Genomic DNA, 13,002 nt, shown 5'->3' with positions numbered 1-13,002 from the left:
ATGAATAAAAAGAAGACAAAAGATATAGGAGCTTTAGGATAGATAATTAACGAGTAATAGGACAGGAGAGAGGTTTAGCGAGTTGAATCATGCGATTAAGTGCTGCACATTTGATGAACAACTCGACCGCCTGATTGTCAAATTTACGAGAACATAAAGTACCACCAAATATCTTTTTGAAACGAAACATCGTGGTTTCTGCTAAAGAACGTCGATGATAACCTGAGTCACGTTTCCATTTTTTGCGCCCATGTTTACGGATATATCGTAGGTTTTGGTCACGGGGATGGGGTGGCGCATTAGTATTGCCATGCTCCCAGATTTTGGCATCTTTGCGAGGAGGAATCACCGCTTTAGCGCCATGTTGAGTAATCTCATCATAACAATGACGATGGTCGTAAGCTCCATCTGCGGAAACTTGAGCGATTTCAGCATCAATCCCTTCGAGAATATCGGCCAGTACTTCACCATCATGGCAATCATTCATGGTGACGACCGCAGCCAGAATTTCTCCCGTTGATTCATCGCCTCCTATATGTAGTTTGCGCCATGTCCGTCTCTTACTAATCCCATGCTGCCGAGTTTTCCATTCCCCTTCACCGTAGACTTTTATCCCACATTCCGCTCGTAATGGAATGTGGGCTGAATAAAATTAATAGAGCAAATCGTACCCAGTTGTCTAACAGTCCTTACCTGTTGGATTTTCGGTTACATCTTACCAACTCTACCTGCTAACTCTTATTTAAGGAGTTCACTTTCTTTATGTGTGTCTAACCCAAGGCGGTGTAAAGGCTCTGATGTCCTATTCTTTTTGGACTAGTTTCTCAGAAACGAACCGCACATCGTACCCTGTAGCTATACCCTATCTTTTCAGCTTGATCGCAAATAACTTCAAAGCAAGAAAATTCGCTCAAACAGTTCGCAAACGTTCAATGTCCTTTATTGGTGGCGCACCGAACATACGAGAATACTCGCGGCTAAATTGTGATGGACTCTCGTAACCTACTTGATAAGCAGCATTTGCCGCATCGGAGTTTTCGGCAAGCATGAGGCGACGTGCTTCCAATAGTCTTAGTTGCTTTTGATATTGAAGGGGACTCATGGATGTAACTTCTTTGAAATGATAATGGAAAGATGAAGGAGACATACTGACCCGATCGGCAAGATTCTCAACTCGCATCGGTTGAGCAAAATCAGTCTTAAGCAATTGGATAACTTCAGCGATGCGCTGCATATTGCTACCCGACGTAGCAATCTGGCGCACAGACTCGCCTTGTTCGCCCATCAAAAGCCGATAATAGATTTCGCGGATAATCATCGGAGCCAACATGGGAATATCTTGAGGCGTATCCAAAAGCTTTGTCAATCGCAGCGCGCAGTCGAGTAGTGGAGCATCAGCAGTGCTCACAAATAAGCCTCTCAACGATTTCTCTTTTTTGCTTGTATTTAGACTGGTTTGGGAAGTGATAATATCACAAAGCTGGAGTGTATCTAAATTCAGCTTAAATCCTAAATAGGGCTTTTCTGGAGTAGCCTCTGCCACAAATCCACTTATTGGCAAATCAACCGAAACCACAAGGTATTGACCCGCACCATAACGATAGGTTTCTTCCCCCAGCAAAGCTTCTTTTTTGCCCTGAAGCAGAATGGCAAAAATTGGCTCGGCAACTCCACAGAGTACTGAAGGAGACGATGTTACTCGCTGAAATTCTAGTTCTGGGATCGCAGTTTTATGAAAGCCATCTCCTTTTCCGTCAGTGAGATGGTTCACTAATGCCGCCAGTTCTTGATATTGAATTGCGATCGCTTGCGGGATCTGTACCGATCTATCTTGATTTAGTTCTTGGTTAATCTCCTGATTAATTGCGATCGCCATAATGCTTGCTTAACTAAATTTAATCATGCTCTCATAAGCATTATAGAGCATTCATCCTTATTCGTAGAATATTCAGTTGGAGGATTAGGCAATAAAGGGCGAGTTCTATGTATTTAAAATTTTGGGCATTACTCATATCGTAAGGACATCCAAACAAACCCGCAAAAGGATAGAGTTATGATCAAAGATAAAGTTGTAATTATCACTGGGGCAAGTAGCGGAATTGGTGAAGCGACTGCTAGATTGCTTGCAAAAAATGGCGCAAAAGTGATTCTAGGTGCGCGTCGGATTAACCGCCTAGAAGCGATCGCCAAAGAAATCAATGCCGAAGGTGGAATCGCTGAATATCATGCGCTTGATGTGACAGAACGAAAGCAACTAGAAGCGATCGCACAACTTGCGAAAGATAAGTTTGGTCGCGTCGATGTCATGATTAATAATGCTGGAGTGATGCCACTTTCCACTCTCGATCAACTCAAGGTGGAAGAATGGGATCGAATGATTGATGTGAACATCAAAGGCGTTTTGTACGGCATTGCGTCGGTACTACCAGTCATGAAAGCTCAAAAAAGTGGTCAGATTATTAATCTTTCTTCGATCGGCGGACATCATGTGTCTCCATCTGCTGCAGTTTATTGTGCGACTAAATTTGCGGTTGGCGCAATCTCTGAAGGCTTGAGACAAGAAGTTGGTGGCGATATTCGGGTGACGGTGATTTCCCCTGGAGTTACGGAATCTGAATTAGCCAACACCATCAGCGATGAATCTGCTAGAAAAGGAATGCAAGAATTTCGCAAACTCTGCATTCCTGCTGAAGCGATCGCACGCTCGATTCTGTTTGCTATCTCCCAACCTGATGATGTGGATGTCAGTGAAATGATCGTTAGACCAACCGCAAGTCCTTATTAAGGAGATCGCGATGTTCTATCTCAAGATTGTTCAAGATACAGGCTATGCCACTTCCAGCGATCTTATACCAATTCACGAAAGTGTGACAACACTTTTGTGAATTAAAAACCAAACCCAGTAAGGGTTTTCAAAACACAAAATGGCGTAGCCATTTTGTGTTTTGGTATTACTTTAGTCAGGAAAGAACCTAAATGAGCCTCAATACCTACCGTACCCTCGGTCGATCTGGACTAATTGTGAGTCCACTTGCCCTTGGCACTATGACCTTCGGCACTCAGCGATGGGGTTCGCCCGATGAGGTTTCTGAATCCATCTTCCACACTTACGTTGAGGCGGGTGGGAACTTCATCGATACCGCCGACGTGTATGCAAACGGTCGCAGCGAAGAACTAATTGGTGGCTATATTGCCGATCGCAATTTGCGCGATCGCCTTGTGCTGGCTACCAAGTGCGGTTTTCACGGCGGCGAACCTAGCAATCCAAATACTGGTGGTAATGGTCGTAAGAACATCCACCGTGCGCTGGAACAATCGCTGCGTCGTCTCAATACCGACTATATCGACCTCTACTGGATGCATGTCTGGGATATGGTCACACCAGTCGAAGAGGTATTGCAGTCACTTGGAGACCTAGTAAGCGCTGGCAAGATTCGCTACTTCGGTTTCTCGGACATTCCTGCTTGGTATGCCACCAAAGCCGCTACCCTAGCGGCAGTGAACCATCTTTCCCATCTGATCGCCATGCAACTGGCATATTTCCTAGTCGAGCGTAATATCGAACGCGAACATCTACCCGCCGCTCGTGAATGCGGTCTTGGTATCTGCGCTTGGAGTCCGATTGCCGCAGGTTTCCTCACGGGTAAGTATCAGCGCGAAGGCGCAGGGGCAAGCGGTGAAGGTCGGCTGATTGGCTCCAATCCTTTCGGGAATATGATGTTTACCGATCGCAACTGGCGCGTTCTCGATACTCTGAGGATGGTAGCGGTAAAGATAGATCGTCCCTTAGCGCAGGTTGCCCTCGCTTGGGTTTCGGCACAACATGGGATTACCTCTCCGATATTGGGAGTCAGCAAGCTGGAGCAGTTGCACGACAACTTGTCTTCCCTAGAAATCCGCCTCACTGGAGAACAACTTCAGACATTGAATGAAAGTAGTGCGATCGATCTAGGATTCCCCTACAGCATTTTTACTCAGGAGATAAACCGCAGTATCTTCGGCGGCACGAACGTTCAAGGCTGGTAATAACGACTTCATAAAAAAGGAGATTTGTCCTTAATTAGAATAACTGGAAATAGAGCGATTTTTCAGGCTGTGGGCGCAGCATAATCAACGCCGTCTCAAGAAACTAAACACAACACAATAAATGAGAGAGGATTATTTATGAAAGCGATAGTAACAGGTTCGTTAGGAAACATCAGCAAGCCATTGACAAAGGAGTTAGTTGAAAAAGGTCATACAGTTACTGTTATCAGCAGCAAGCTCGAAAAACAAAAAGAGATTGAATCTTTGGGTGCGATCGCTGCCATTGGAACCTTAGAAGACGTTGATTTCTTAATATCCACTTTTACGGGTGCGGATGCTGCGTATTGTATGGTTCCACCAAACAACTATTTCGATCAGAACCTTGACCTAATTGCGTACTATTGCAGACTCGGCAGTAACTATGCACAGGCAATCAAGCAATCGGGCATACAGCGAGTAGTTAACCTAAGTAGCATTGGTGCCCATTTAGATAAAGGCTCAGGAATTTTACTTGGTGTTCACAATGTAGAGAAGATTCTGAACGAACTATCACCAGACGTAGCCATTACGCATCTGCGACCCACTTCTTTCTACTACAATTTATTTGGTTATATGGAGATGATAAAAGCAGAAGGCTTTATCGCCGCTAACTATGGTGCAGACCACAAGATACCTTGGGTTTCTCCTACAGATATTGCTGATGCGATCGCTGAAGAAATTGTTACACCGTTTGTGGGTAGAAAAGTGCGATACGTTGCAAGTGAGGAGCTTACAGGTAAAGAAACTGCAAGCATTCTAGGTGTGGCAATTGGCAAGCCCAATCTGAAATGGATAATTATTCCCAACGAACAAATGCTGAGTGGTTTAGAAACCGCTGGGATGAATCCACAAATTGCAGAAGGTTTAGTTGAGATGTATGCCAGTCTTCATAGCGGTTTATTAGCAGAAGATTATTACCTTAATAAGCCAGCGGTCATGGGCAAAGTGAAACTGACAGAGTTTGCAAAAGAATTTGCTGTTGCGATCGCTGCCACACCCGATGAATCACATTAAATAAAAATGGGTCGCATCTCACATTTGTTAAAAAAAACAATCATATTCTCTTCCCATTAAATAATTAGTGGGAAGAGAGTAGGTCATGAAAAAATACATATCTGGGTTTCCCGTTTTTATCAAATCCCTTGATTCAAAAAATGTGAGACACCATCCGTGTATGATTGTTTTGTAGAGCTATGTTTTGATTGTGAGTAAGCCATGACAAATGGCAACATATAATTTGGTCATATGTCTTATAACACTCATCTAAAGAAGCTCTATGATTGTCCTATCTGGAATTGCCATCCAAGACAAGATATACGAAAGTTCTAATTCTTTGGTGTATCGCGGCATCAGAGATGATGGAAGCGCGATCATCATAAAAATGCTCAAGCAAGATTATCCCTCTCTCCAAGAACTGATTTGCTACAGGCAGGAATATGAAATTACCAGATCCCTCAATCTAGAAGGAGTCGTCAAAGCATACAGCCAACAGGACTATCAACGCACGCTCGTCATTCTTTTAGAAGACTTTGGTGGAAAATCTCTGGAGCAATGGATGCGGCAACGTTCAGACTTTTGCCCCATGCCCGTATCCACTTTTCTCCGTCTTGCCATAAAACTCACTGATATTCTGGGTGGAATTCATGCAGCACAAGTGATTCATAAGGACATTAATCCTGGAAATATTGTCCTGAATCTAGAGACTGGCGTTGTCAAAATTATCGACTTCGGGATCGCCACCCAATTTAGCCACACGAATCCGACTTTCAAAAGCCCTCATGTTTTAGAAGGGACACTTGCCTACCTATCTCCAGAACAAACAGGACGAATGAACCGATCGCTCGATTACCGCACCGATTTTTACTCTCTTGGTGTAACGTTTTACGAACTTCTCACTGGACACCTACCATTCCCCGCAACAGATATGCTGGAGCTAGTCCATTGTCATATTGCCAAGCAGCCTGTGCCGCCTCGCGAAATGAATATAGCAATTCCCAAACCCATTTCCGATCTCATTCTAAAACTGATGGCAAAAAATGCGGAGGATCGCTATCAGAGTGCTTGGGGCATCAAAGCCGATTTAGAATGCTGTGCTAATCAACTCACAAAAACAGAACAAATTGATGGCATTCAATTAGGGCTTCAAGACGTTTGTGATCGCTTTCAAATTCCCCAAAAACTCTATGGGCGAGATCGAGAAGCTGCACTGTTACTAGAGACTTTTGATCGCGTAGCGTCTCCAGAGGATAATTCAGAAGCAAGATTTAAAGTCGAAATGATGTTGGTCTCTGGCTACGCTGGGGTAGGTAAATCAGCTTTAGTGCAGGAACTCTATAAACCGATCACGGCAAAGCGTGGCTATTTTATCTCTGGGAAGTTCGATCAATTCCAGCGCAATATTCCCTACAGTGCGATCACTGATGCTCTACAAAAATTGGTGCAACAACTACTCAGTGAGCCAGACGACCGAGTGAAAATGTGGCGATCGCGCTTGCTCGCAGCATTAGGCAGCAACGGACAACTGATCGTTGATGTGATTCCCGAAGTAGAACTCATTATTGGCAAGCAAATCCCTATACCAGAAATTGGAGCTACGGAAGCTCAAAATCGCTTTAATCGAATCTTTCAGCAGTTTGTGCGGGTATTCTGCTCAGAGTCACATCCCCTTACGATCTTCTTAGATGATTTGCAGTGGATTGACTCCGCCACCCTGAAGTTAATCGAACTGATGCTGCTGGATGAGCAAACGCAATCTCTATTTTTGATTGGAGCCTATCGAGATAATGAAGTGACTCCCACGCATCCACTGAGCTTAACGCTCTCAGAACTGCGGAAACAAGGGGCAATACTTCAAGAGATTGTCCTATCACCCTTAGCACTTGAGCCATTGAGTCAGTTGATTGCCGAGACGCTGCATCAAAGTGTGGATACGGTTGCTTCCTTGGCTGACCTAGTATTGCGTAAAACTGATGGCAATCCTTTCTTTGTTGGTGAATTTTTAAGATTGCTCTACAACGAGAATCTGTTGATCTTTGACGCGGATCATTTAAGCTGGCATTGGAACATTGCTCAGATTCAAGCTCAAAGCATTACCGATAATGTTGTTGAGTTGATGCTGGGTCAGTTAAAGAAATTGCCAGAGGCGACACAAAAAATTCTCCGATTAGCCGCTTGTGTTGGGGCTGAATTTGATTTAGAGACGTTAGCAATTGTTTGCAATCAATTTCCTAAGGCAGTTTCTCTAGATTTATTGGCAGCGATCCAAGCTGGATTAATTCAACCTCTATCTGAATTAGATGAAGATTTGTTAGTTCAAGAGTATAAGTTCTTACACGATCGCGTACAGCAAGCTGCCTATGCCTTAATGGATGAGGTGCAGAAACAAGTAGTTCATCTTCAAATTGGACGCAATTTACTCAAGAAAACTTTGCCAGAGAGACTATCAAACCGATTGTTTGAAATTGTCGATCATTTCAATCATGGAATTGAGCTTGTTACCGATGAATCGGAACGAGATGAAATTGCTCGATTAAATTTAATCGCAGGTCAGAAAGCAAAAGCTGCGATCGCCTATAGCGTGGCGAAAAACTATTTAAACACAAGTATGGTATGGCTAACAGCTTCTAGCTGGAAAACGAACTATGATATGACCCTGGCGGTATACACAGAAACCACAGAAGTTGCATTTTTGTGTGGTGAGTTTGAGCAGATGGAATGTTGGGCAGGAATTGTTCTGCAACAAGCTAAAACAATTCTTGACACTATAAACATCTACGAAGTCAAAATTCAAACCGATATGGTGCAGAACCAGCCGATGAAAGCAATAAATACTGCAATTCAAGTTTTGCAGCAATTGGGAATCAGTTTTTCTGAGAAGACAAGTCAATCGGAAATTCAACTTGAACTAGATAGGATCACATCTCTCTTTAACGGTGAACCCATCGGAGACTTACTCCATTTGCCGCGAATGACTGAGCCAGACAAATTGGCAGCAATGCGAATTCTATCAAGTATAACGATCGCTGCATATCTTGCTGCTCCCGATCTGTTGCCCCTACTGGCATCTAAACAGGTCAACTTGTCCATTCAGTATGGCAATGCTTCTGTGTCCTCCTTTGCCTATGCAAATTTAGGATTTGTTTTTTGTGGAATGGTTGGAAACATCGAGATTGGTTATCAATTTGGACAGCTTGCTCTCAGGCTTTTGTCACAACTGGATACCCATTCACTTAAAGCTAGAATATTGCTGACTGTAAATGACTTCATCATCCACTGGAAAGAACATCTTAGAGAAATAGCGCAGCCATTGCTAGAAGGCTATCAAAGTGGGTTAGAAACCGGAGATTTAGAGTATGCCTCCTATTGCGCTCACACTTACTGCTTCCAAGCCTTTATTGTTGGCAGGCAACTCGTGGAGATTGAACGCGAGATGAGGACATACAGTGAAGCAATCCGGCAAATTAAACAGAAAATGTCACTAATCTGGCTTCGATTACTTCAGCAGTCTGTCTTAAATTTGATCGGATGCTCACAGAGTCCAACCAGTCTGGTTGGTGAAGCCTATAATGAGGAAAATGAACTGCCACAGCAGGAAAAACTTGAAGGCGTAATCCTGGTAATAAATTTCCTCAAACTTTTCCTATGCTATTTATTTTCTGAATATACTCAGGCAGTTGAAAGCTCAACTAGAGCAGAAAGTCAACTAGGCGCATTGAAAGGCGCACCCCTTGAGCCTTTCTACTACCTCTATGATTCTCTGGCAAGACTTGTAACCTATCCCCGAAGCAGCGATCAAACTCAGGCAGAAATCCTCACCAAAGTTGCGGTTAATCAGGAAAAAATGGAACATTGGGCAGATCACGCGCCCATGAATTTCCTGCATAAATATCATCTGGTTGAGGCAGAAAAAGCTCGAGTGTTGGGGCAGTGGCTGGAGGCAGAAAAATTTTACGAACAAGCGATTCAAGGAGCCAAGGAAAACGAATATGTCCAGGAAGAGGCGTTAGCATACGAATTAGCTGCCAAGCATTATCTAGCGCGAGGTTTGAAAAAGGTTGCCCAACTTTATATGAAGGAAGCGCACTATTGCTATGAACGATGGGGAGCAATGGCAAAGGTTAAAGATTTAGAAACTCGCTATCCTCAACTATTCCCTCAGTCATCCAACGCAGTTTCTACATCAGTTCGCACCACGACTGGAACCACCTCAAATACCTCAAATACTGCTCTTGATCTAGCAACAGTGATGAAAGCAGCTCAAGCAATTTCGAGTGAAATTGAGTTGGAGCAACTGCTCAGTTCTCTAATGCAGATTTTAATTGAAAATGCTGGTGCACAAACGGGATATCTGCTTTTGGAAAACTCAGGAGAATGGGCGATCGGAGCGGCTTGTGAACTCAATGAAAGCGGGCAGATCTGTGCAACGCAAGTACTGCGATCTATGCCAATGACAAATCGCTTACCTGAATCGATTATTCAGTATGTGATTCGGACTCATGAAACTATGATCTTAAATGATGCAACTCGTGAAGGTAATTTCATCAATGAGCCATACATTCAGCATAACCAACCGAAATCGCTGCTCTGTTTACCTCTACTAAATCAAAGTCAGCTCGTCGGCGTGTTGTATCTGGAAAATCAATTAGCAACTGGAGCATTTACACCAGAGAGATCGCAAGTTTTGCATCTATTATCGACTCAGGCGGCGATCGCGATCAAGAATGCTAAACTCTATGCCAAGCTACGGGCCAGCGAAAGCAAAATGGCTCAATTCTTGGAAGCAGTTCCAGTGGCAATTGTCGTAGTGGATGTGACGGGTCGCCTTTACTACTTCAATCAACGAGCAACTCAGCTATTAGGCAAAGGGATCGATCCTGCCATAACATCGAATCAAATTTCAGAAGTTTATCAACTTTATCTAGAGGGAACAGATCGAGAATATCCAACAGAGCAACTGCCAGGAATTCGCGCGTTGAGCGGTGAACGCACTCGGATTGATGATGTGGAAATTCACCAAAACAACGCCACAATTCCAGTTGAGGTTTGGGGAACTCCAGTCTTTGACGAACAGGGCACCGTGGCTTATGCGATCGCAGCCTTTCAAGACATCACCGAACGCAAACAAGCAGAGAAACTGCTTGCCGACTACAACCAAACCTTAGAACAACAAGTCACCGAGCGAACTTTACGGCTTTCTCAGGAGATTGAAGAGCGCCACCGAGTTGAGAACGCTCTGCGACAGAGTGAAGAGCAACGCAGGCTGACGATGGACCTTACCCATATCGGCAGTTGGAACTGGAACATCGTTGATAATACAACTGACTGGAACGACAACCACGCTAGATTGCTAGGGCTAGTCCCCGATAAGGTTGAGAGTAGCTACCAGGCGTGGCGCGATCGCGTTCACCCAGAGGATATCGATCGGATTGAGCAAGCTGTTACAGCAGCCTTGACAACTCATACCGATTTTGAAGCCGAATATCGAGTTATTTATCCAGATGGCAACGTTCGCTGGCTTGTCGGCAGAGGTCAAGGCATATATAACGCAGATGGACAGCCTGTGCAAATGTTGGGCGTGATTCTCGATATTAGCGAACAGCGAAACGCTGCACTGCGTGAACGCAAACGCGCCGAGGAAGCCTCCATTCTAGAGGAACGCAACCGCATGGCAAGAGAAATTCACGATACCCTCGCTCAATCCTTTACAGGCATTCTAGTTCAGCTCGGAGCCGCCTCGCAAGTACTAAATGACGATCTAGAAGCAACTCAGGCACATCTAGAAATAATCGATGAACTTGCCAGAATTGGACTAGCTGAAGCACGACGATCGGTGACAGCACTTCGTCCCCAGCTATTAGAGGAGGGCGATTTAGACAGTGCCTTGCATCGCCTCGTGACTCAAATGAGATCTGCTGCCGATACCGCTCTAATTTACGAAATTACAGGTACAGCCTATCCTTTGCCAGCCGAGGTTGAGAATAACTTACTCCGAATTGGACAGGAAGCATTAACCAATGCGATCAAATATGCGAATGCTAACGAGATTCGGGTGAAGTTGGTGTATGAGGCTACACAATGTAGCTTGCATATTAAAGATGATGGACAAGGCTTTGGAGTTGGTGGCATCCCAGTCACTGGCGGATTTGGATTATTAGGGATGAGTGAACGTGCTGAACACATTGGCGCTCAACTGACGATTCAAAGTCAGCCAGCTCAAGGAACAGAAATCATTGTCATTGTAAATCAAGCGTGAGCATCATCATGAGTCAATCAACGAATATTCGGGTGTTGATTGCTGACGATCATGCCATTGTCAGGCAAGGGTTGGCGACGATCATTGACCGCGATCCAGAAATGACGGTGATCGCCCAAGCAGAGAATGGGGAAAAGGCGATCGCGCTGTTTCGAGAACATCAACCTGATGTGACGTTAATGGATTTACGGATGCCACAGATTGGAGGCGTTGAAGCGATTACAGCGATTTGTGCTGAATTTAAACTTGCTCGAATTATGGTACTCACAACCTATGATGGTGATGAGGATATCTATCGCGGTTTACAAGCAGGTGCTCAAGGCTATCTGCTTAAGGATGCTAAACCTAATGAGCTTCTCAATGCGATTAGGATAATTCACAGCGGTCAAAAGTATGTTCCACCCGAAGTAGGAGCAAAATTAGTGCAAAGGATGAGCAATCCAGTTCTGAGCGAACGTGAGCTAGATGTACTGCGTTTGATGGCGCAGGGAATGAGTAATCTAGATATTGGCACTGCTTTGAATATTGGTGAAAGCACCGTCAAATCTCATGTCAATCGAATTTTAAGTAAGTTGGGAGTTAGCGATCGCACCCAAGCCGTGATTGTCGCCATTAAACGCGGAATTGTAAGTTTGTAAGCAAGTTGTACTAAAGTTTGAATTTAGAGTCCAACTTTAGTTGGAGCTAGCCCTCCAGTTTCAGATGGACTGATTGATCAATCATTTTATCGTGTCAAAGTCTCAACTCTGAGTGGACGACAAGAAGAGCATTAATTCTCTATATTGAATTCATACAAACACGAATAGCAATTTAGTTGCAAGATTTGAGTTTGCTTTACACAGAATCGCAGAAAGAGGGCTGTATGGAGATCGCTTGCGATGAGCATTCTTCCCCTCGGAGGTGTCAGTGATTTATGGTCACAGTTCTTTATTCATCCCACCTTCTAGTCAGGATCACATTAAAGGCGTACTAAAGGCAGCCGTAGTGCTGGTGATGTATGGAGACTATCAATGTTCTCAAAGTGCGGATGCTTATCGGCTGATTAAAGTCATTCAACGACAGCTTAGTGTTTCTTTAGGAGAGAGTTATTTATGCTTGATCTTCCGTCATTTTCCCCAGAGCCAGATTCATGTTCACGCTCAACATGCGGCTGAAACTGCTGAAGCAGCGGCAGCTCAAGGTCAGTTTTGGCAGATGCATGACATGCTTTTCACTCATTCACAAGAATTGGGAAACGGCTATCTAGTGGAGTATGCCAATCATCTAGGACTCGATATTTCCCAATTTTTGCAAGATCTATCGAAACAAGCGCACGTTGATCGCATCAACAAAGATATTGAAAGTGGTTTGCAAAGTGGAGTAACAAATGCCCCAGCACTTTTTATTAATGGAACTCGATATTGCGATCGCTGGAATATTAAACAGTTGATAGCAGCGATGATCACCGCAAGTAACTAAAGCTTTCAACCCAAATATAGACAGGAGTCAGTATGAGTACAATCACGACTAAAGACGGTACAGAGATCTATTACAAAGACTGGGGTGCAGGACAGCCTGTTGTTTTCAGTCATGGCTGGCCCCTAAATTCTGATAGTTGGGAAGCTCAGATGCTCTTTTTGGCAGATCACGGATTTCGCTGCATTGCTCATGATCGTCGTGGACATGGGAGATCGAGCCAGCCTTGG

The 13,002-nt window shown here is 44.2% G+C and carries 8 protein-coding genes and 1 pseudogene; 7 read left to right on the top strand and 2 right to left on the bottom strand.

Going from position 1 to position 13,002, the window contains the following annotated elements; all coding sequences use genetic code 11:
* Positions 1-46: 46 nt before the first annotated feature.
* Together B9G53_RS24985 and B9G53_RS24980 are read right to left on the bottom strand one after the other, a co-directional pair.
* Positions 47-646 (bottom strand): annotated as a pseudogene (locus B9G53_RS24985) (IS5 family transposase); the annotation flags it as partial.
* 264 nt (positions 647-910) lie between these two features.
* On the bottom strand, positions 911-1,876 hold the full coding sequence (locus B9G53_RS24980) for an AraC family transcriptional regulator (RefSeq protein ID WP_094536136.1): 966 nt from the start codon (positions 1,874-1,876) through the stop codon (positions 911-913).
* A 177-nt stretch (positions 1,877-2,053) separates the two neighbouring features.
* Between B9G53_RS24980 and B9G53_RS24975 the strand changes: the two genes are divergently transcribed.
* The 7 genes from B9G53_RS24975 to B9G53_RS24945 form a co-directional block, all read left to right on the top strand.
* Entirely contained in the window at positions 2,054-2,785 is a 732-nt protein-coding gene (locus B9G53_RS24975) for an SDR family oxidoreductase (RefSeq protein ID WP_094536135.1), read from the top strand.
* Between the two features lie 191 nt (positions 2,786-2,976).
* On the top strand, positions 2,977-4,026 hold the full coding sequence (locus B9G53_RS24970; protein ID WP_094536134.1) for an aldo/keto reductase: 1,050 nt from the start codon (positions 2,977-2,979) through the stop codon (positions 4,024-4,026).
* Positions 4,027-4,164: 138 nt separating this feature from the next.
* Positions 4,165-5,079 (top strand): NAD(P)H-binding protein, encoded by a 915-nt coding sequence (locus B9G53_RS24965; RefSeq protein WP_094536133.1) that lies wholly within the window; start codon positions 4,165-4,167, stop codon positions 5,077-5,079.
* Between the two features lie 262 nt (positions 5,080-5,341).
* Positions 5,342-11,317, top strand: coding sequence for an AAA family ATPase (locus B9G53_RS24960; RefSeq protein ID WP_094536132.1), 5,976 nt, complete (start codon positions 5,342-5,344; stop codon positions 11,315-11,317).
* An 8-nt stretch (positions 11,318-11,325) separates the two neighbouring features.
* Positions 11,326-11,955: a response regulator transcription factor gene (locus tag B9G53_RS24955; RefSeq protein WP_094536131.1), complete on the top strand. Its 630-nt coding sequence runs from the start codon at positions 11,326-11,328 to the stop codon at positions 11,953-11,955.
* Between the two features lie 268 nt (positions 11,956-12,223).
* On the top strand, positions 12,224-12,775 hold the full coding sequence (locus B9G53_RS24950; RefSeq protein ID WP_094536137.1) for a thioredoxin domain-containing protein: 552 nt from the start codon (positions 12,224-12,226) through the stop codon (positions 12,773-12,775).
* A 32-nt stretch (positions 12,776-12,807) separates the two neighbouring features.
* On the top strand, positions 12,808-13,002 hold a 195-nt coding region (locus tag B9G53_RS24945), incomplete at its 3' end, for an alpha/beta fold hydrolase (protein ID WP_141211892.1).

The sequence above is a fragment of the Pseudanabaena sp. SR411 genome, from assembly GCF_002251945.1.
Classification (GTDB): Bacteria; Cyanobacteriota; Cyanobacteriia; order Pseudanabaenales; family Pseudanabaenaceae; genus Pseudanabaena.
The sequence above is the reverse complement of the archived record's forward strand: the minus strand, read 5'-3'. Positions and strand labels throughout refer to the sequence as shown.

Excerpts from the sequence above, each read along its gene's own strand:
- B9G53_RS24965 (WP_094536133.1), top strand. The coding sequence starts at position 4,165 with ATGAAAGCGATAGTAACAGGTTCGTTAGGAAACATCAGCAAGCCATTG.
- B9G53_RS24970 (WP_094536134.1), top strand. The coding sequence starts at position 2,977 with ATGAGCCTCAATACCTACCGTACCCTCGGTCGATCTGGACTAATTGTG.
- B9G53_RS24960 (WP_094536132.1), top strand. The coding sequence starts at position 5,342 with ATGATTGTCCTATCTGGAATTGCCATCCAAGACAAGATATACGAAAGT.
- B9G53_RS24955 (WP_094536131.1), top strand. The coding sequence starts at position 11,326 with ATGAGTCAATCAACGAATATTCGGGTGTTGATTGCTGACGATCATGCC.
- B9G53_RS24980 (WP_094536136.1), bottom strand. The coding sequence starts at position 1,876 with ATGGCGATCGCAATTAATCAGGAGATTAACCAAGAACTAAATCAAGAT.
- B9G53_RS24975 (WP_094536135.1), top strand. The coding sequence starts at position 2,054 with ATGATCAAAGATAAAGTTGTAATTATCACTGGGGCAAGTAGCGGAATT.